The sequence below is a fragment of the Kribbella hippodromi genome, assembly GCF_039531045.1.
GTDB classification, from domain to species: domain Bacteria; phylum Actinomycetota; class Actinomycetes; order Propionibacteriales; family Kribbellaceae; genus Kribbella; species Kribbella hippodromi.
Genome location: NZ_BAAAPH010000005.1, coordinates 238,839 through 258,854, shown reverse-complemented (window position 1 = coordinate 258,854; position 20,016 = coordinate 238,839). Strand labels below are relative to the sequence as shown.

19 protein-coding genes are annotated in these 20,016 nt (G+C 68.9%); 4 read left to right on the top strand and 15 right to left on the bottom strand.

What is annotated here, in order from left to right:
- Positions 1–4: 4 nt before the first annotated feature.
- The 4 genes from bsaP to ABD260_RS10055 all read right to left on the bottom strand — a co-directional run bounded on the left by bsaP (position 5) and on the right by ABD260_RS10055 (position 5,084).
- Positions 5–238 (bottom strand): biotin synthase auxiliary protein BsaP, encoded by a 234-nt coding sequence (bsaP, locus tag ABD260_RS37785; RefSeq protein WP_486327066.1) that lies wholly within the window; start codon positions 236–238, stop codon positions 5–7.
- Positions 239–240: 2 nt separating this feature from the next.
- Positions 241–1,236, bottom strand: coding sequence for a biotin synthase BioB (gene bioB / locus ABD260_RS10065; RefSeq protein ID WP_344233117.1), 996 nt, complete (start codon positions 1,234–1,236; stop codon positions 241–243).
- A gap of 558 nt (positions 1,237–1,794) precedes the next feature.
- Positions 1,795–3,495 carry a GMC oxidoreductase gene (locus tag ABD260_RS10060; RefSeq protein ID WP_344233116.1) on the bottom strand — a complete coding sequence of 567 codons (1,701 nt, stop codon included), beginning with the start codon at positions 3,493–3,495 and terminating at the stop codon, positions 1,795–1,797.
- On the bottom strand, positions 3,492–5,084 hold the full coding sequence (locus ABD260_RS10055; RefSeq protein WP_344233115.1) for a succinic semialdehyde dehydrogenase: 1,593 nt from the start codon (positions 5,082–5,084) through the stop codon (positions 3,492–3,494). Before ABD260_RS10055 ends, ABD260_RS10060 begins: the two co-directional genes overlap by 4 nt.
- A gap of 93 nt (positions 5,085–5,177) precedes the next feature.
- Between ABD260_RS10055 and ABD260_RS10050 the strand changes: the two genes are divergently transcribed.
- Together ABD260_RS10050 and ABD260_RS10045 are read left to right on the top strand one after the other, a co-directional pair.
- The gene (locus ABD260_RS10050; protein WP_344233114.1) at positions 5,178–6,626 is read left to right on the top strand and encodes a hypothetical protein; all 1,449 of its coding nucleotides are present in this window, start codon (positions 5,178–5,180) and stop codon (positions 6,624–6,626) included.
- Between the two features lie 58 nt (positions 6,627–6,684).
- A complete protein-coding gene (locus ABD260_RS10045; protein WP_344233113.1) occupies positions 6,685–7,251 on the top strand; it encodes a TIGR03086 family metal-binding protein in 567 nt (188 codons plus the stop codon).
- Positions 7,252–7,309: 58 nt separating this feature from the next.
- Here the strand turns inward: ABD260_RS10045 and ABD260_RS10040 are convergent, their stop codons facing one another.
- The 9 genes from ABD260_RS10040 to groES form a co-directional block, all read right to left on the bottom strand.
- The gene (locus ABD260_RS10040) at positions 7,310–7,708 is read right to left on the bottom strand and encodes a hypothetical protein (protein ID WP_344233112.1); all 399 of its coding nucleotides are present in this window, start codon (positions 7,706–7,708) and stop codon (positions 7,310–7,312) included.
- A 126-nt stretch (positions 7,709–7,834) separates the two neighbouring features.
- The gene (locus ABD260_RS10035; RefSeq protein ID WP_344233111.1) at positions 7,835–8,560 is read right to left on the bottom strand and encodes an alpha/beta fold hydrolase; all 726 of its coding nucleotides are present in this window, start codon (positions 8,558–8,560) and stop codon (positions 7,835–7,837) included.
- Between the two features lie 16 nt (positions 8,561–8,576).
- Positions 8,577–9,683 (bottom strand): GuaB3 family IMP dehydrogenase-related protein, encoded by a 1,107-nt coding sequence (locus ABD260_RS10030; RefSeq protein ID WP_344233110.1) that lies wholly within the window; start codon positions 9,681–9,683, stop codon positions 8,577–8,579.
- A gap of 548 nt (positions 9,684–10,231) precedes the next feature.
- Entirely contained in the window at positions 10,232–11,743 is a 1,512-nt protein-coding gene (gene guaB, locus ABD260_RS10025) for an IMP dehydrogenase (protein WP_344233109.1), read from the bottom strand.
- Positions 11,744–11,889: 146 nt separating this feature from the next.
- Positions 11,890–13,512, bottom strand: a complete 1,623-nt coding sequence (locus ABD260_RS10020; RefSeq protein WP_344233108.1) for a hypothetical protein — start codon at positions 13,510–13,512, stop codon at positions 11,890–11,892.
- Positions 13,505–14,128 carry an RNA polymerase sigma factor ShbA gene (shbA, locus tag ABD260_RS10015; RefSeq protein WP_184840718.1) on the bottom strand — a complete coding sequence of 208 codons (624 nt, stop codon included), beginning with the start codon at positions 14,126–14,128 and terminating at the stop codon, positions 13,505–13,507. Before shbA ends, ABD260_RS10020 begins: the two co-directional genes overlap by 8 nt.
- A gap of 121 nt (positions 14,129–14,249) precedes the next feature.
- Entirely contained in the window at positions 14,250–14,732 is a 483-nt protein-coding gene (locus ABD260_RS10010) for a GNAT family N-acetyltransferase (RefSeq protein ID WP_344233107.1), read from the bottom strand.
- Positions 14,733–14,879: 147 nt separating this feature from the next.
- Positions 14,880–16,499: a chaperonin GroEL gene (gene groL, locus ABD260_RS10005; RefSeq protein WP_344233106.1), complete on the bottom strand. Its 1,620-nt coding sequence runs from the start codon at positions 16,497–16,499 to the stop codon at positions 14,880–14,882.
- Positions 16,500–16,651: 152 nt separating this feature from the next.
- Positions 16,652–16,948: a co-chaperone GroES gene (gene groES, locus ABD260_RS10000; RefSeq protein ID WP_130384566.1), complete on the bottom strand. Its 297-nt coding sequence runs from the start codon at positions 16,946–16,948 to the stop codon at positions 16,652–16,654.
- 181 nt (positions 16,949–17,129) lie between these two features.
- Between groES and ABD260_RS09995 the strand changes: the two genes are divergently transcribed.
- Positions 17,130–18,284: a class I SAM-dependent methyltransferase gene (locus tag ABD260_RS09995; RefSeq protein ID WP_344233105.1), complete on the top strand. Its 1,155-nt coding sequence runs from the start codon at positions 17,130–17,132 to the stop codon at positions 18,282–18,284.
- 491 nt (positions 18,285–18,775) lie between these two features.
- On the opposite strand, the gene ABD260_RS09990 is transcribed toward ABD260_RS09995, so the two are convergent.
- Positions 18,776–19,216, bottom strand: coding sequence for an alpha/beta hydrolase family protein (locus ABD260_RS09990; RefSeq protein ID WP_344233104.1), 441 nt, complete (start codon positions 19,214–19,216; stop codon positions 18,776–18,778).
- Positions 19,217–19,227: 11 nt separating this feature from the next.
- Entirely contained in the window at positions 19,228–19,491 is a 264-nt protein-coding gene (locus ABD260_RS09985; RefSeq protein ID WP_344233103.1) for a hypothetical protein, read from the bottom strand.
- A gap of 178 nt (positions 19,492–19,669) precedes the next feature.
- Here ABD260_RS09985 and ABD260_RS09980 point away from each other — a divergent pair.
- Positions 19,670–20,016, top strand: a 347-nt coding sequence (locus ABD260_RS09980) for a hypothetical protein (protein ID WP_344233102.1), incomplete at its 3' end; no start/stop codon positions are given.

Here is a 20,016-nt window from a genome sequence, read left to right as displayed (position 1 = left end):
CAACTCAACGCAAGTCCTCCGATGCCGGTGACGGTGACGATGAAGGTGACGATGAAGGGTTCAGCACACCATGGACCGAGCAGCGAGCGGTCCAGCCCATCGGGTGCACCTGCACAACCATCCGGCGGCGGCAGTCGGCACAGTACCGGGGCGGTTCCAGGGCCAGCGCCCGGTGACAGTCCTCGTGACCGCCGTCGGCGAGCGCGCGGCCACAACGGCCGCAGTACGTCTCCGTCACAGTCAGAGGGTCTTCTGGAGTTCCTTGACCGGCATCTTCAGCTCGGTCAGCAGATCCAGGTCGGCGGTCGCCGGGCGGCCCAGCGTGGTCAGGTAGTTGCCGACGATGACCGCGTTGATCCCGCCGAGCAGCCCCTCGCGGGTCCCCAGGTCGCCCAGCGTCAGCTCGCGGCCGCCCGCGTACCGCAGCACGGTCCGCGGCATCGCCAGCCGGAACGCGGCGATGGTCCGCAGTGCGTCCTTGCCGTCCATCACCTCCAAGTCGCCGAACGGCGTCCCCGGGCGCGGGTTGAGGAAGTTCAGCGGGACCTCGTGCGGGTCCAGCTCGGCCAGTTGCGCGGCCAGCTCGGCGCGCTGTTCGAGCGTCTCGCCCATCCCGACCAGCCCGCCGCAGCACAGCTCCATCCCGGAGTCGCGGACCATCAGGCAGGTCTCCCAGCGCTCCTCGAAGGAGTGCGTGGTGACGACGTCGCCGAAGTACGAGCGCGCCGACTCGAGGTTGTGGTTGTACCGGTGCACGCCCCACGACTTCAGCTCGTCCACCTGCGCCTGCGTGAGCATGCCCAGCGAGCAGGCGATGTTGATCTCGACCTCGGCGTTGATCGCCTCGATCCCGGCCTTCACCTGGCTCATCAGCCGGTCGTCCGGACCACGGACGGCGGCGACGATGCAGAACTCGGTCGCACCGGTCTTCGCGGTCTCCTTGGCGGCCTCGACCAGCTCGGGGATGTTCAGCCAGACCGCTCGCACCGGCGAGGTGAACTGACCGGACTGCGAGCAGAAGTGGCAGTCCTCCGGGCAGCCGCCGGTCTTCAGCGAGATGATCCCCTCGACCTCGACCTCCTCGCCGCACCACTTCACCCGGACGTCGTGCGCGAGCGCCAGCAGCTCGGGCAGTTGCTCGTCCGGCGTCCGCAGGATCTCGGACAGCTGCTCCTGGTTCAGCCCGGTGCCCTGCTCCAGTACCTGCTCACGTGCCACGCCCAGGATGTCGCTCATGGTTCTCCTGCCCTGATCAGTTCGGTCGGCTCACAGTAGGTCAGACAGGCGTGTCAGTTCTGCGGTGGGCGTCACGTGGAACACCGGCGTACGAAGTGCCTCATCGCCACTCTCCGCACTCTCCGGGAAAAGTTTTTGGATTTTTCTGTGGAACCTCGTAACCCCCTGTAGACGGGCTCGTTGATGTGTGCAGAGGCGGTTACCGCAAGGAAGACCGCCACCCGGTTACCAGGAGCTACAAATGTTGATCATTACGATCAGCACGCAGAGTGGTCACAAGGCCCAAAGTCCTGGAAATCGGAGGTAAGGTAGTAACCAAGAGCTCGGGTCGCCAGCTGTGGTTGGTGACCCGATCCCAAAGCGCCGGGCGCCTCACCCCGGCTTGAGTGGGCCCCTCGGGAAACGATTTGGGCGGAAACGTTCCCGAGGGGCCTGCTCCCTTTTCTGGGCCTTTCGCAAAACCTCGGCAACCGACATTGCTGAGGTTTTTTCATTTGCTCGCACAGCACGCACCCGGAACGACCACAAAGGCCGATCCGGGTGCGGATCGCGGAATTGTTACGGCTCCGTCACAGCCTGTTTCGGAATGATCGGAAGGCGCAGCGCACCAGGCGCGTCAGCGGGTACGACCGGGTGCTCCGGCTTGACCGGATCGATCCGCCGGTACGGACTGCCCGCACTCGGCCGCGGATCGGCACCGCCCTTGTTCGGCCAGAACGACAGCGCCCGCTCCGCCTGCGCCGTGATCGTCAACGACGGGTTGACACCGAGGTTCGCGGAGATCGTCGATCCGTCCACGATGTGCAGCCCCTCGTACCCGTACACGCGGTGGTACGGATCGACCACGCCGGTGTCCGCGGAGTCGCCGATCGCGCAGCCGCCGATGAAGTGCGCCGTCATCGGTACGTTGAACGGCTCGCCGATCGTGCCGCCCGGCGTACCGTTCATCAGCTTCGCCATCCGCCGGACGACCTGGTTCGCGACCGGGATCCAGGACGGGTTCGGCGCGCCGTGGCCCTGCTTCGAGGTCAGCCGCCAGCGCCCGAGCCGGTCCCGCTTGCCGAAGGTGGTGATCGAGTTGTCCGCGGTCTGCATCACCAAGGCGATCACGGTCCGCTCGGACCAGTGCTTCAGGTCGTACAGGCGGCGGATGTGCTTCCGCTGCACGCCGAGCTCCCGCAGCCACGTACGCCACCGTGGTTTGTCGCCGTCGCCGTCGGTGAGGACCGTCTGCAGCAAGGACATCACGTTGCTGCCCTTGCCGTACCGGACCGGCTCGATGTGGGTGATGTCGTCGGGATGGAACGACGAGGTGATCGCCACGCCGCGGGTGTAGTCGACGTCCTTCTCCCGCGCGATCGCGCCGAGCAGCGACTCGGAGTTCGTCCGGGTCAGCACGCCGAGGCGCTGCGACAGGTGCGGCAGTTTGCCCTCGTCGCGCAGCCGGTGCAGGAGTTTCGCGGTACCCAGCGCGGACGCCGCGAAGACCACCTGCTCCGCGGTGAAGCGCCGGGTGACCTTACGGTTCGACGTACGCACGGTGTCCACCGCGTACCCACCTTCGGGCAGCGGAACGACCGACGTGACAGTGGTCAGCGAGTACACCTCGGCGCCGGACTTCTCGGCCAGGTACAGGTAGTTCTTGGTCAGGGTGTTCTTTGCGTTGTGCCGGCAGCCCGTCATGCACTCACCGCAGTCGATGCAGCCGGTACGCCGCGGGCCGACGCCGCCGAAGTACGGATCGTCCACCTCGACACCGGCTTCGCCGAAGAACACCCCGACCGGGGTCGGGTGGAACGTGTCCCCCACGCCCATGTCCTCGGCGACCTGCTTCATCACCTTGTCGGCCGGCGAGAAGCCTGGGTACGTCGCCACGCCGAGCATCCGTTTCGCCTGGTCGTAGTACGGCGCGAGCTCGGTCTTCCAGTCGGTGATGTGCGCCCACTGCCGATCGGTGTAGAACGCGGGCAGCGGCTCGTAGAGCGTGTTCGCGTACACAAGGCTGCCGCCGCCGACGCCCGCGCCGGACAGGATGATCACGTCCCGGAGCGCGCTGATCCGCTGGATGCCGTACATCCCGAGCTTCGGCGCGAACAGAAACCGTTTGGTATCCCACGAGTTCTTCGCGTACGAACCGTCCTCGAAGCGCGCCCCGGCTTCCAGTACGGCGACCCGATACCCCTTCTCGGTCAGCCGCAACGCACTGACGGACCCACCGAACCCGGACCCGATGATCAGGACGTCGTAGTCAAAACTCATGGACGGCCGATCTTCTTCAGGACGCGAAGCGCACCCGTCATCAGCTCGGCGAACTTCTCGTCGGAGATGCCGTGCGAAGCCGCGATCGGGATCAGCCGCTGGGTGGCGATCGCCTGTGGCTCAACGTACCGGCGGATGCCCTCGACGCCCTGCCGGCGGCCGAGGCCGGACGACCGCATGCCGCCCATCGGGGTGTCGATCGAGCCGAACGTCGCGCCGTACCCCTCGTTCACGTTGACCGTCCCGGCCATCAGCTGCGCGGCGACCGCACGGCCGCGCCGGCCGTCGCGGGTCCAGACGCTGGCATTCAGGCCGTACTCGCCCTCGTTCGCGCGCTGGATCGCCTCCGACTCGTCGGAGAACCGGTAGATCGAGACCACCGGGCCGAACGTCTCGTTGTCGAAGCACTCCATCGCGGGCGTGACGCCGGACAGGACAGTCGGCTCGTAGAAGAGCGGACCGATGTCCGGCCGGGGCTTCCCGCCGGCAAGGACGGTCGCGCCCCGCGTACGCGCATCCTCGACGTGCCGGGTGACCGTCTCGAGCTGCGCCTTGGAGATCAGCGAGCCCATGTCGACGTCCCAGCCGGTACCAGCCGAAAGGCGGATCTTCTTCACCCGATCGACGAAGGCGGTGACGAACGCGTCGTACACCTGGTCGGCGACGTACAGCCGTTCCATCGAGACGCACAGCTGGCCGGCGTTCGCGAAACAGGCCCGGACGGCGCCTTCCGCCGCTCGATTCACATCGGCGTCCCGCAGTACGAGCATCGGGTTCTTGCCGCCGAGCTCCAGGCTGCAGCCGATCAGCCGCTCGCCGCACTGTTGCGCCACCAGTCGGCCGGTCTTGGTCGAGCCGGTGAAGCAGATGTAGTCCACGTTCTGGATCAGCGCGCCGCCGACGGTCGGCCCGTCGCCGTTCACCGCGAGCCAGGCCTCGCGGGGCAGTCCGGCCTCGTACAACAGCTCGATGCCGCGCAGCGCGGTCAGCGGCGTCTGGCTGTCCGGTTTGTGGACGACCGTGTTGCCGGCCAGGATCGCGGGCAGTGCGTCCGAGATCGCCATCGTCAGCGGGTAGTTCCACGGCGAGATCACGCCGACGACACCCTTCGGTACGAACCGCTGCTCGGCGCGCGTCAGCACCGGGAAGATGCCGAGCTTGCGCTGCGGTTCGAGCATCTCGTACGCCTTGCGGCCGTAGTACCGCGCGGTCAGCGCGACGTGCGCGAGCTCCTCGAACGCCTGCTTCCGCGCCTTGCCGGACTCGCGGATGATCAGGTCGACCAGCTCGTGGCGATGGTCGAGGACCAGGTCGTGGTACCGGAGCAGGATCGCGGCCCGCTCGGCCAGCGGCACCTGCCGCCAGCTCGCCTGCGTCTTCCGGGCCAGCCGGACCGCCGCGATCACATCGTCCTCGCTCGACACCGGCAGGTCGGCGATCGGCTGTCCGGTGGCCGGCGCGTACGAGGTCCTGGTGCCGGCCGTCGCGCGCAGCAACCCCGACAACCGGCGGATGACTGCCTGATCGGTCGCGTACGACGCGGTCGGATCGAGCTCCGGATCCGCGGGAATCGAGGTCTGCTCGCTCATCTGCCCAGGCTACCTGTGGGTAATAGACAGTGTCAGTATCAGATCCCCATTAAGCTGACGCCCTCTCCAACCTTGAAGGAGTGGGACGTCAAGATGGTGGACAGCGGGGGGCTCTGGACGCCGCCTGAGGACGAGCTCGGTGAGGCGCTGCAGACCGCGCAGGTGCTGATCGAGGAAGGCCGGGCCGACGAGGCCGGGCCGTACCAGCAACGGGTCATCGAGCTGGCCAGGGAACGGGCCGAAGAGCACCCGAACCACTACGAGGCCAAGCACCTGATGGCCGCAACCCAGTACGAGCTGGCCGGCTCGCTGAACGCGTCCGGCCGGCACGAGGACGCGCTGGTCGCACTGCACGAAGCGCAACTTGGCTACACCGAGCTCCAGGACGCCGGCGTACTGGACGCGACGTGCTTCCTCGCCGATGTCCGCGCCCGCCGCGCGATGACCCAGGCGCACCGGGGGTACGGCGCCACCGCTGTGCTCGAAATGGACGGCGCGGTGATCGCGTACGGGCAACTCGTCGGCGGCCCGGACGGCGTCAAACACCAGCCGGACTTCGCCCGCGTCCTCGCGATGAACGCCCTGATCCTGCGCCGGTACGGCGATCCCGCGCTGGCGGTCGCATCCGCCGATGCGGCCACCCAGTTGTTCCTGCAGCTCGCCGATCAGATCAACGAGAGTCCACAGTCGCTTTCGTACGCGCGTTATCTGTGTACGGCGACCGCGGTGTCGGCCGATGTGCACGCGGCCGAGGGGCGGCTCGATCTCGCGCTCGAAGCGGATGAGATCGGGTTGACGACCGCGGACACGCTCGCTGATTCGGAGTCGGCGACCGACATGCGTACGTTGGTCGGTGCCCTGGTCAGGAAGGGCAAGCACCTCGGCATCGTCGGCCGGCTGGAAGGCGAGGCGTGCCTGCGGACCGCGTACGACACCGACGCCGAGACGGCGACCCGCGTGGTCGAGGAGCTGGACCGCGGGCTGCCGCCGACGCTGGTCGCGGCGCTGGAGAACGCGGAGGCCAAGCTCGGGACGTTCGAGCAGTATCACCGGTTGCTGGCGCTCAGCGAGCCCGCGCCGGGGATGACGCTGGCGACCGTGTCCGGACGGACCGATCCTGAGTCGGCGGCTGTGCGCGCCACCGAGCTGGCCGAGCTGGTTCGTCCGTTGCTGGTGCAGGACGGCGACACGGCGCTGACGCTCGGGCTGGAAGCGCATTACCTGTTCGCGATTTCGTCGGAGCGTGAGTCGCATCGGATGCGGTTCGAGACGGCTACGTACATGCCGATCTGGGCGCAGTTGTTGCTGGACATCTCCGCCGCGTACTTCCAGGCTGGGCGGACCGAGATGGCGCTTGATCTGGCCGGGTGGTGCGCTGAGGTCGCGACGGCACTGATTCCGTACGCGGACGACGACCTGCAGATGAAGGACCTGGCCGGGTCCTGCTACCACCACCACGGCAACCTGCTCGCCGCCACCGGGGACGTGGCCGCGTCCCATCACGCACACGAGGCCGCGCAACAGCTCCAGCTCGGCCGTTGACGGCCCTTGACGCCCTGTTGTCCGGCGGCGGACGCTGACGCTGGGAGGGGGTGCGGTCATGGATGTCGTCGAGTTGCACAACCGCACGGTCTCGAACTTCGCGGGGCTGGTCTCAGAGGTGGTCAGCGATCAGTGGTCGGCGCCGACACCGTGCTCGGACTGGGACGTCCGGGCGCTGGTGAACCACGTCGTCGGTGAGGAGCGCTGGGTCGTACCGCTGATGGCGGGCAAGACGATCGCCGCAGTCGGGGACGCCCTGGATGGCGATCTGCTCGGGGAGGACCCGGCCGGCGCGGCAACGGCCGCTGCCCGCGAGGCAACGGTCGCGGCGGCCCGGCCGGTCGGCAAGGTGCACCTTTCGTACGGTGACGAGGAGCCGGACGAGTACCTGCGTCAACTGGCGGCGGACCACCTGATCCACGGGTGGGATCTGGCCGTGGCGATCGGCGCGCCGGCCCGGATGGAGCCGGAGCTGGTGGACGAGGTCCGGACGTGGTTCGCCGAGCGTGAGGAGGTGTACCGGTCGGCCGGTGTCATCGGCGAACACGTCGACGGCTTCACCGAGCCCGCCGACGCACTACTCGCCGCCTCCGGACGCGACCCGCACTGGACGCGTCCTAGCTGACGGCTTAGTCGGTCAGGTCGGCTCAGTCGGTCAGGTCGGCTCAGTCGGTCAGGTCGGCTCAGTCGGTCAGGTCGGCGCGGAGGGCGCCGACGAACAGGCCGGCTTCGGCCTCGGTCATCCCGGTTTCGGACACGACCAGGGCGGTCGCCTGGTGCAGCTCACCGGCCGCCTTGAGCGCGCGGGTGCGTTCGGCGAGGTTCGTGTTCGGGCGGCGTACGACCGGCGTACCGGTGGTCGGCGCCACGTACCGCCCGAGCCGGATGTCGTCGACCAGTTCCTTCGACTGCTTCAGGTCGAGCCCGGTGCGCTCCCGGATCAGCTTGACCGCGTGCACCGCCTTCTTGGTGGTGATCAGGAACCGCACCTGATCCACATCGTCCGGGGACAGTCGGGCCCGCCCTGCGGCAAGGGCAACATTGTCCGTGTCCTGGCTGCTGCGTCGGTTGAACAATCCCATGCCGCAATCCTTCCAGAACCCACCAACCCACGAGCACCCCCCGCAAGTCGCCCACCATCCGGGCACCCGCACGCCCCTCCCAGCGCCCGCTCAGCCTCTCAGCGCCGCCCAGGTTGCGGCGTCCGCTCAGCTCCCGGCAAGCACCCGCAGCACGCTCGGCCAGGCGAGCGCGCCCAGCTCCCGGTCCGCCGCGTCCGTCCCGCCGCGCGCCATCCGCTGCCCGGCTGCCTTCGGCTCCTCACCAGGCAGCACCGCCCGATGCCCAGCCTCGGCAACCGTCACGACCGACGTCTCCAACCCACCCCGCCCGCGTACGATCTCCGCCGCGAACTCCCCCGCCGGCCACACCCGATCGTCCCCACCAACCACCAGCAGCAGCTCCCGAACCCGCTCCACCGGAATCCGGGCCGCCAAAGCCTCACCCGCGTACGTCAGCACGCTCCGCCGATACAACCCCGCATAACTGGGCGGATCATCCTCAGCCCGCCAATCAGGATCAAACGGCACGTACGGCAGCGGTGTACCCCGCCAAGTCCAGGCGGACGCATGACTCCCGTCCTCCAGGTTCCGCCCCCACACGTACGCGCTCGGAGCGAACGCGATCACCGCATCCACCCGCGCATCGAACGCACCCAGCAACAGCGCAGCCTCGGCGCCCCAAGAACTGCCCATCACCACGACGCGCTCGTTGCGCGCGGCGAGCTCATCCACCGGAAAGGACTCCAGCGGTACCTCGTGCCGCACAGTCCAGCGCGGCGCGAGTACGTCGTACCCCTCCGCCGCGAGGATGCGCGCCCGGTCGAGATCAGGCACGCCGCTCGACCCATGCAGGAGCAGTACGCCGGTGCTCATCGGTCCGTCCCCGCCGTCAGCCGACGACGACCTCGACCCGCTGGAACTCCTTGAGCTCCGTGTACCCGGTGGTGGCCATCGCGCGCTTGAGGGCGCCGACCAGGTTCATCGTGCCGTCCGGGACCCAGGACGGGCCGAACAGGATCTGGTCCATCGTGCCGGTGACACCGACCTCGACGCGCTCGCCACGGGGCAGGTCCTGGTGCCAGGCCTCGGCACCCCAGTGGTACCCGCCGCCGGGCGCGTCGCTCGCGCGGGCCAGCGGCGAACCGACCATGACCGCGTCCGCGCCGCAGGCGATCGCCTTCGCCACGTCACCGGACCGGCCGACCGACCCGTCCGCGATGACATGCACGTACCGGCCGCCAGACTCGTCCATGTAGTCCCGCCGGGCGGCCGCGACATCGGCCACCGCCGACGCCATCGGCACCGCGACACCGAGCACCTTGCGGGTCGTGTGCGCCGCGCCGCCGCCGAACCCGACCAGAACGCCGGCCGCGCCGGTACGCATCAGGTGCAGCGCCGCCTGGTGCGTCGCGCACCCACCGACGATCACCGGGACGTCGAGATCGTAGATGAACTGCTTCAGGTTGAGCGGCTCCGCCTGACCGGACACGTGCTCGGCGGAGACCGTCGTGCCGCGGATGACGAACAGGTCGACGCCCGCGTCCACCACATGCTTCGCAAACTGCTTGGTCCGCTGCGGCGACAGCGCGCCCGCCACGGTCACACCCGAGTCGCGGATCTCCTGCACCCGCTGCGAGATCAGCTCCGGCTTGATCGGCGCCGCGTAGATCTCCTGCAGCCGGTGCGTGGCCTGCTGCGCGTCCAGCTGGGTGATCTCGGCGAGCAGACCGGACGGGTCCTCGTACCGCGTCCACAGCCCCTCGAGGTTGAGCACCCCGAGCCCGCCGGCCTTCCCGATCGCGATCGCCGTCTCCGGCGACATCACCGAATCCATCGGCGCGGCCAGAATCGGCAGCTCGAACCGGTACGCGTCGATCTGCCAGGCGACCGAAACCTCCTCCGGGTCCCGCGTCCGCCGCGACGGCACAATCGCAATGTCGTCAAACGCGTACGCCTGCCGCCCCCGCTTGGCCCGGCCGATCTCGATCTCGGTCATGGGGCCAGCCTACCGATCAGCAGTCACCGAACGAGAATCTGGTCCACCCACGCCCTGAGACCAGAACACCGATCAAGAACCACCTGCAGCCCGGCGTCACGGCATCACCCAGCAAGTCCCGCCGCACCACCGCGGACCATCTGCATCTCGACAGGTAGTGCACCCACGAGACGCCGTACACATGTACCCCACCCCGCCTAGGTGCACTACCACCCAACGAACACCTCCTGTCCAAACGCCCACCCCACCCCACCCCACCACGCCTGCCCTCCACCGCCCCCAAACCGGTTTGGGGCGTCGTACCTTCCGAATCAGGCAGTAGCCAACCCCAGTCGTCGGGTAGGTCCTCCCCAAACCGGTTTGGGGAGGATCACGACCGCGACCACTGCGCGGGGATTGGTTCAGGGGGTGCGGTTGGCGGCGGGAGCCGGTCACATCTCAGCAGGTGCCGCTGTGGTGTCTTGAGCCGGCTGGTGCCGGGCAACATGGGGAAACCCTTGTCGAATGACAAGGGTTTCCGGTGCCGGGGCTTGTGCCGCGTCGGGCGGTCAGCGGCCGGAGTAGTTGGGGGCTTCTACTGTCATTTGGATGTCGTGGGGGTGGGACTCCTGGAGGCCGGCTGAGGTGATGCGGACGAAGCGGCCGTTTTCCTGGAGTTCGGGGACGGTGCGGGCGCCGGTGTACCACATCGACTGGCGGAGGCCGCCGATCAGCTGGTGGGCGACGGCGGACAGCGGGCCGCGATACGGGACCTGGCCTTCGACGCCTTCGGCGATCAGCTTCTCGTCGGAACCGCCGTCGTGCTGGAAGTAGCGGTCCTTCGAGTACGACTTGCGCAGCCCGCCGGACGACATCGCACCGAGCGAGCCCATCCCGCGGTACGCCTTGAACTGCTTGCCGTTGATGAACACCAGGTCACCCGGCGACTCCTCGCAACCGGCCAGCAGCGAGCCGAGCATCACCGTGTCCGCGCCGGCCACGATCGCCTTCGCGATGTCACCCGAGTACTGCAGGCCGCCGTCGCCGATCACCGGTACGCCGGCCGGCTTGCAGGCCAGCGACGCCTCGTAGATCGCGGTCACCTGCGGCACGCCGACACCCGAAACCACCCGGGTGGTACAGATCGAGCCCGGCCCGACGCCGACCTTGACGCCGTCCGCGCCCGCGTCGACCAGCGCCTGCGCGCCCACCCGGGTGCCCACGTTGCCGCCGACGACGTCGACGCCGCGGGTGGCCGGGTCGGCCTTGAGCTTGCGGATGATCTCGATCTGCGCCTTCGAGTGACCGTGCGCGGTGTCCACGACGAGCACGTCGACCCCGGCCTCGACCAGCGTCATGGCCCGCTTGTACGCCTCGCCGAAGAAGCCGATCGCGGCGCCGACCATCAGCCGGCCGGTCGCGTCCTTGGTGGACAGCGGGAACTTGTCGCGCTTGACGAAGTCCTTCAGCGTGATCAGCCCGGTGAGCTTGCCCGAGTCGTCGACCAGCGGCAGCTTCTCCACCTTGTGCTTGCTCAGCAGCGCCATCGCGTCGTCGGCGGCGATGCCCTGTCTGCCGGTGATCAGCGGCTGCCGGGTCATCACCTCCCGGACCGGGCGGGACATGTCGTTCTCGAACCGCATGTCACGGTTGGTGACGATGCCGACCAGGACGCCGGCGTCGTCCACCACCGGAACACCGGAGATCCGGTACTGACCGCAGAGCGCGTCGGCCTCGCCGATGCTGGCGTCCGGGCCGATCGTGATCGGCTGCGCGATCATGCCGGACTCGGAGCGCTTGACCAGGTCGACCTGCTGGGCCTGGTCCTCGATCGCGAGGTTGCGGTGCAGCACGCCGAGACCGCCCTGGCGGGCCATCGCGATCGCCATCCGCGCCTCGGTGACGGTGTCCATCGCGCTGGACAGCAGCGGGATGTTCACCCAGACGTTGCGGCTCACCCGGGACCGGGTGATCGCCTCGGACGGGATGACGTCGGACTCGTTGGGCTGCAGCAGCACGTCGTCGAAGGTGAGGCCGAGGACGGCAAACTTGTCGGGAACTCCAGCGGGTGTGATGTCCATGGGGAAACGAGCACCTTTACACGGCGAGAACGGAACCCCATCCTATCCGCGCCGCAAGCAGCACCCGAATCGGCCATCCACAGGCCCACGCGGCACCGGCCCGCCCGCCGCGGAATCGCGGTGGCCGGGCCGGTGCCGGAAAACGCCTACTCGGTCGGCTTGTTGATCACGCCGAGGATGGTCAGCAGCACCAGGTCCTCGGTCGATCCATGCGTACGGTCGATCGCCGCGTGCTTGCCTTCCGGGTACTCGCCGGTGGAGTGCTTGCCCTTCGGATAGGCCTTCCGGACCGAACCGGTGCTGACCTTCCCGCTGGAATGCTTCCCGTGCGCCTTGGCCGACTTGGCTGACTTGCCGGCCGCCTTGTCGTGCTTGGTGGACTTGCCGGACTTGGTCGACTTGGTGGCCTTGGCAGCCTCGTGGTGCCCGGTCCGCGGCTTGGCGGCGGCGTCGGCCGGGCCGAAGAAGCGCTGCGCGCTCTCCAGCGTGGCCGGCGTACCGGTCGGGGTCGGCAGTACCGGCAGGATCGCGTTGCCGATGAACTGCCCGACCACGCTCGTCAGGTCACTCGGGACCTGGGTGACGTCACCAGCAGGCTTCTGCCCGTCACCACCAGTAGCCGGAAGACCGGTCCCGTCCGTACCACCAGTGCCGGCCGAGCCGGTGCCGGTGGTGCCCGTACCGGTCGTGTCCGTACCGCTGGTGTCCGTACCAGTGGTGCCCGTACCAGTGGTGCCCGTTCCGCCCGTGGTGTCGCCACTCGGCGCGGTCGTGTCCGAACTGCCCGGAGTCGTCGTGCTGCCCGCGGACGGCGTACCCGCGTCGCCACCACTCCCGGCCTGGCCGGTACCGGGGTCGCCGCTGGGCGCACCGGTCGGGGTTCCGGTCGGGGTCCCACCGTCGCTGGTGCCCGTGTCACCCTTCGGCGGCGTGGTCGGCGTCGTCGTGGTGGTCGGGTCGGTCGGCGTCGGAGTCGGCGTGCTGGTAGGGGTCGTCGGTTCCGTCGGCTCGCTCGGCGGCGGCGTCGTCGGCGTGCTCGGCGGGTCCGTCGGCTTGTCCGTGCCCTGGTCGCCGCCGCCCTGGTCGTTGCCGCCCGGGTCGGTCGTCGCCGGGTCGCCGGTCTTGTCGCCGACCGGCTTCGCCGGCACCGGCGGCCCGATCGTCGGCTTGTCCAGCACCGCGAGTGGCTTCTGCGCCGGGACCACGACCTGCGGCGGGTTCGGGAGCTCCCGCGCGTTCGGGTCGTCGGTACCCGGGTTGCCGGGACCGTCCGGCTGGTCCAGGTGACCGGCCCGCGCCTTGTCCTGGTAGTCCTTGGCGACCTTGACGATCTTGGTCTTGTCGAGCACCGGCAGGCCGTCGAGCTGTTCCTTCGGGAAGCTGGTCTGCGGGCGGACCGCGTCGACCACCTTCTCGATCACCTTCTCGTACGGCGACAGCGGATCGCCGTTGACGGCGGCCGCCACCCCGGAGACCGACAGCGCCGCCACCGCGGCCACCCCGAGCGCCAGCCCCCGGGTCGCCACCTTGCGGGCGAACGGGTCGGTGATCGGGTTGATCGCGGCGCACCGCGCCAGGAAGCTCTCCGGATCGTCGATGGTCTCCACCGGGAGCTCGTCCTCGACCTCCACCGCGAGCCGGAGATCGGCCAGCAGTTGGACGGCCGGGTCGCGCTCGCCCGCCGAGCGGGCGGACTCCCCACCGGCGGCGAGCAGATCGAGCAGCGCGTCATCGGACTCGATCGCGTCCAGGTCGAAACGGTCAGCCATGATGCCCCTCCCCCGCTCTTCCTCGTTCCAGCTGTGCTTCATGCCCCACATACCCCCTGAGCGTGTTCAACGCTCGATGCTGTGCGACCCTCACCGCCCCCGGTGTCATTCCCAGTGCCCGGCCGGTCTCCTCGGCTGACAACCCCGCGACGACGCGAAGGCGCAGGATCTCCCGCAGCTTTTCCGGCAGCTTGTCCAGCAGGCCGATGATGTGCTGGACCTCGGACTGCCGAACCGCGCGCTCCTCCGGCGTCGGTGACTCGTCCGCGCCGTCCGGCAGGTCCGGCGTCGAGACGTCGGCGACCGCGAACGCACGCTGGGCATCGGCGACCTTGCGGGCCGCGATGCCGTAGACGAAAGCCTCGAAAGGCCTCCCCTCGTCCCGGTACCGGCTGAGCGCGCCGAACACCGCGACACATACCTCTTGCGCGACGTCGTCGACCATGTCGGCGCCGCCGGGATAGGTCCACAACCGGGACCGGACGTAGCGGTGCGCCACAGCGCGCACCCTGGTGAGCAGGTCGTTGAGAGCTGTACGGTCCCCGTCGCCGGCCAGCGCGGCAAGATCCCTGAGCTCGACCCGGTCGTGGGTGTCAGGTACTCGGACCTCGGTCACCCCTCGCCCCCTCGTGTCAGACCGGTCAGCCTGAAAGATGGTACGGCGCTCAACTCTTGTTGCCTAGTGGCTGGGCGTGATCCAGCCCCTCGTTTGATCACGATCTGTCACTACTGACCAGTCAGGTACTTACGGGCGGGCTGAAACGGATCAGTTCGGTGGCCTGTTCGCCGCCCCAGTCGATCGGCGTACGCGTGGTTTCGGTCCATCCCGCGCGCCGGTAGAGATGCACGGCGGCCCCGCGGTTGTCCACCACTTCGAGCGACAGCTCCCGGCCGAGCTCGGCGGCGGTCGTCACACAGTGGTCGAGCAGCCGTCGCCCGATCCCCTTCCGCGTCACCGCCGGGTCCACGAACAGCCGCTCCACCTCGGCGCGATCCCCTACGGCGGTCAGTACGACATGCCCCGCGACCCGCCCGTCGCTCTCCGCGACCCAGCACCCGAGCCGGCTCGCGGGCGTCAGCCACCCGCGCGGATCCTCCGGCCAGTTGATCGGGTACCCGGCTTGTTCATGCACCGCGCGGAGCAGTCCGACGCAGACATCGAGGTCCTCGTCGCGGCGGTTCCGGATGCGTACGCCGGTTTCGCGGAAAGTATTCGTCACCAGACGCACCTTAGTTTCCGTAAAGCCGGTTCCCGAAACCCCGAAAACCCCGAAAGCCCCGAAAACACAGCACCGCCCGGCAGTTGCCTGCCGGGCGGTGCTGGGTGTGCTGTGCTGTGCTGTGCTGCCGAACTGCCTGCCTGGAGGTCAGTGACCGTGACCGTGGCCGTGACCGGCCGCGGCGGGCTCCTCTTCCTCGGGCTTGTCCACCACCAGGGTCTCGGTGGTGAGCAGCAGCGCGGCGATCGAGCCGGCGTTGGCGAGCGCGGACCGGGTCACCTTGACCGGGTCCAGGACGCCCTGCGCCAGCAGGTCACCGTACTCGCCGGTGGCCGCGTTGAAGCCGCTGCCGACCTCGAGCTCGGCGACCTTCGAGGTCACGACGTACCCCTCGTAGCCACCGTTCTCGGCGATCCAGCGCAGCGGCTCGACGACCGACTTGCGGACGATCCGGACGCCGGCGAGCTCGTCGCCCTCCAGGTCGAGACCGCTGTCCAGCACGGTGGCCGCGTGCACGAGGGCGGAGCCGCCGCCGGCGACGATGCCCTCCTCGATCGCGGCCCGGGTCGCGGACACCGCGTCCTCGATCCGGTGCTTCTTCTCCTTCAGCTCGACCTCGGTGGCCGCGCCGACCTTGATCACGCAGACGCCACCGGCCAGCTTGGCCAGCCGCTCCTGCAGCTTCTCCCGGTCCCAGTCGGAATCGGTGCGCTCGATCTCGGCCTTGATCTGGTTCACCCGGCCGTCGATGTCGTCGGCCTTGCCGGCGCCCTCGACGACGGTGGTGTTGTCCTTCGAGACCACGATCCGGCGAGCCGAACCGAGCACCTCGAGGCCGACCTGGTCGAGCTTCAGCCCGACCTCCGGGGCCACCACCTGCGCGCCGGTGAGCGCGGCCAGGTCCTCCAGCATCGCCTTCCGGCGGTCACCGAAGCCCGGCGCCTTGACGGCGACGGAGGTGAAGTTGCCGCGGATCTTGTTCACCACCAGGGTGGACAGCGCCTCGGCCTCGACGTCCTCGGCAATGATCAGCAGCGCCTTGCCGGACTGCACGACCTTCTCCAGCAGCGGCAGCAGGTCCGCGATCGCGGAGATCTTGCCCTGGTGGATCAGGATGTACGGGTCCTCCAGCACCGCTTCGCCGGCCTCGGCGTCGGTGATGAAGTACGGCGAGATGTAGCCCTTGTCGAACTGCATGCCCTCGGTGAACTCGAGCTCGGTGCCGAACGTGTTCGACTCCTCGACGGTGATCACACCGTCCTTGCCCACCTTGTCGAACGCGTCCGCGATCAGGCTGCCGATCTCGGCGTCCCGGGCGGAGATGGTGGCGACGTGGGCCATGTCGCCCTTGTCGTCCACCGGACGGGCGGTCTCGACCAGCTTGGCCGACACGGCCTCGACGGCCGCCTCGATACCGCGCTTGAGGCCCATCGGGTTGACGCCCGCGGCAACCGCCCGCAGGCCTTCGTGCACCAGCGCCTGCGCCAGCACCGTCGCGGTGGTGGTGCCGTCACCGGCGATGTCGTTGGTCTTGGTGGCGACCTCCTTGGTGAGCTGCGCACCAAGGTTCTCGAACGGGTCGTCCAGCTCGACCTCACGGGCGACGGTGACACCGTCGTTGGTGATGGTCGGGGCGCCCCACTTCTTGTCCAGGACGACGTAGCGGCCCTTCGGCCCCAGCGTCACCTTGACCGTGTTCGCGAGCTTGTCGACGCCGCGCTCCAGCGCGCGCCGCGCGTTCTCGTCGAACTCGAGGATCTTCGGCATGAAGAGAACCAGTCCTTTTCTGAATGTCTTCGGTGCAGGCGTCGAGCCGGCCGCGGTTCCCCGGCCGGGCCGCCGTGGCGGCCGGCCGGAACCCACTCCGCCCCGGCGCCAGCGGCTCCGGGGCGGTGTCGGTCAGGAACAGCGGTGGTTCGTCACTTGCTGACGACTGCGAGGATGTCGCGGGCGCCCAGGATCAGGTAGTCCTGACCGTCGTACTTGACCTCGGTGCCGCCGTACTTGGAGTAGATGACCTTGTCGCCGACGGCGACGTCCAGCGGGACGCGGTTGCCGTTGTCGTCGATCCGGCCCGGGCCGACGGCGAGGATCTCGCCCTCCTGCGGCTTCTCCTTGGCGGTGTCCGGGATCACCAGGCCGGACTTCGTGGTCTGCTCGGCTTCGAGCGGCGCGACGAGGACACGGTCCTCGAGCGGCTTGATCGTGACCGACACTTGCTGACCTCCACGGTCGAATTCGCTTGTCTTTTCGATGTGGTCGCGCTCCCCTGCCGTCGCGGGGGTCAGAGGCCGGACCGCTGGCACCCTCCCCTGGAGAGTGCCAACACCGAATCTAGGCCGCGATTAGCACTCGGTCAACTCGAGTGCCAAGATTTCGCCAATCTAAAGTTGCCGGGTGACTGTCACCGCCTTGCTGGACGGACCCGGGGCCGAGGTACTGGCTGCTGCGTGCGGCGAGTACCAGGCCGGCAGGGAGCTGCAGTTGGTGGAGAAGCTGCGGCGGCGGTACGAGGCTGAGCTGGTGACTGCCGTGGTTACCCAAGCCGCACTGCGCCACCGGGCAGTCGCCAAGTTCGGTACGGACGCCGAGCGCATGTACTTCACGCCGGACGGTCTGGAACAAGCAACCAGGACCACAGTGGGTACGCACCGAGCTGCCCGGATCGCGGCCGCTCTGCCCGGAGCCGGCGTGGTTGACCTGGGGTGCGGGATCGGCGGCGACCTGATCAGCGCCGCCCGCGCCGGACTCCAGGTCACTGGAGTGGAACGCGATCCAGAAACCGCAGCCACCGCCCGGGCCAACCTCACCGCCCTCGGACTGACCGGACGGGTACTAGTAGGCGATGCGGAGTCCACGGACCTCACCCCGTACGACGTGGTGTTCGCGGACCCAGCCCGGCGAGCCGACGGACGACGGGTGTTCGACCACAACGCCTACTCGCCGCCCTGGTCGTTCGTCACCGACCTACTGCAGCGAACGGCCTGTGTGAAGGTCGCACCGGGCATCCCGCACGACGCGATCCCGGCAGACGTGGAAGCAGAGTGGATCAGCGACTCCGGCGAGGTAAAAGAGGCCGCACTCTGGTCCGGCGCCCTGTACGGAGGTACGCCGCGACGAGCGACCCTGCTACCGGGCGGAGTGACCGTCTCAGCCGCCCCACCCGCTGACGCCGGTCCGGTCGGCCAGTACATCTACGAGCCGGACGGTGCCGTTGTACGCGCCGGTCTGGTCACTGCTGTTGCGGCAGTGGTCGACGGGTGGCTGCTGGACCCGCGCATCGCTTACGTCACCGCAGCCAAGTACGTCCCGACACCACTCGCATCCGCGTACGAAGTACTGGAAGAGCTGCCCTACAAGGAGAAGGCTCTGCGTACGTGGGTCCGTACGCAGAGAATCGGCACCCTGGAGATCAAGAAGCGCGGCGTGGACCTCGACCCGGCCCAGCTGCGCAAGAAGCTCGCACCGAAAGGCCGTACGTCCGCGACCCTGATCATCACCCGGATCGGCCGCGACGCCGTCGCCTACTCCTGCCGCCGCGTCACGGGATGACTTCCCCACCGGATCTGTCACGTGCCGAGCTTGCTCGCGGGGATTTGTGGATGATCCTACTTGCGCTCGAGTTGTATTCGAACATATGATCGACTCGCGTGCGGGTCTCCGGGTGACTTGCCGGCGGGCGAGGTGCTGCGTCCGCTGCCGCGCTCCCCGGAGACCCGCCACTAACCCGTCACCCAGGCAACGCCGGGCGTTCACCTGACTTCGGCACGCTGGACCACGAAACCGGTTGGCCGCTGACCGTTCACCTGGGGAGCAAGCGGTACGCACCACCCCCAGGCCTCTGCTCCCACCACACCCACACCACCGCCGCGCCACCACCCGCCACCCGCGAAACCACTCACGCACAGCCAGCCGCCGCGGACACACTCGCGCACCGTCACCCGTCACCCGCAGACGCACTCGCGCACCATCAGCCGCCACCCGCGGAAGCACTCGCGCACCACCCCCCGTCACACGCGGAACCACTCGCGCACCGCAAGCCGTCAGACGCGGAAGCGCTCGCGTATCGGCAAGCGGAGTCGAGTCAGCGCGATCTCCGCGACGGCGGCTGCTTGCACGCGGAAGGCCGACCCGGGCGGCTGCTCGGGCGCCGGGAGTTCCTGACTGCCGGACGGCGCATCTCCGGCCTGGGCGGAGCGGACGAAATCTTCTACCAGCCTGTTCCAGTCGCCGGAGCGGTGCAGCATGGCGTGGTCTTCGCCGGCCAGCAAGTACGTGCGCACGGGTGTACCCGCCGCCCGCAGCCGCGCCGCGTACGCCATCGTGGTCGCCGGATCGGTGATCGTGTCGTCCGTTCCATGCGCGAAAATCACCGGCGCCCGCAGTGCGACCAGCGGCTCCCCCGCAGGCAACCAAGGCGCCAACGCAAGCACTCCAGCAACCCGCGCATGATCGCCGGCAGCAACCACAGCTCGTCCACCCATCGAATGCCCAATCAAAAACACCCGCCGCACCACCGCAGGCAGCTCATCCAACACACGCCAAAGATCAACCACCGGATCCCCCGCCCCACCGGCTCCCAAGTCAGCCGGGTTAGGCGAGCCAGCCCGGTCAGCCAGATCACCCCGGCCAGTCCCGTCACGCAGGTCAGCCCGGTCAGCCCGGTCACGCGGGTCGGCCCGGTCAGCCGGGTCACGCGGGTCAGCCCGGTCACGTGGGTCAGCTCGATCACGCGGGTCAGCTCGGTCAGCCGGGTCACGCGAGCCAGCCGGGTCGGGTGGGTCGGCTGGGGTGGCGTTCCAGCCGCGGTGGCGGTAGCGGATGAAGCCGATGGCGGCGTTCGGGGCCACCGATCGTGCGGCTGCTGCGAACGGCCACATCCGGAGTAAAGCGGGCCGCCAGAGGTGCGGGTTTCCGAGCGACTCCTCCTCGCCCCCATGCGCCAGCAGCACCAGATCCGAAGCCCCGCGCGGGTTCCGGACCAGGTCAACCCCCGGAGTCAGCTGCCGGATCACCACGCCGCCACCACAGTCCTCCCCACCAACCGTGCGCCCGGCGCGCTCCCCACAGACCGTGCGCACGCAATCCTCCCCACCGATCGCGAGCCCGGCGCCCACCCCGCCGACCGTGCGCCCGCAATCCTCCCCACCGACCGTTCGTCCGGTGCGCTCCCAACCAACCGTGCGCCCGGTGTGCTCCCCGCCGGTCGTGCGGCCGGTGTGCTCCCCGCCGGTCGTGCGGCCGGTGTGCTCCCCGCCGGTCGTGCGGCCGGTGTGCTCCCCGC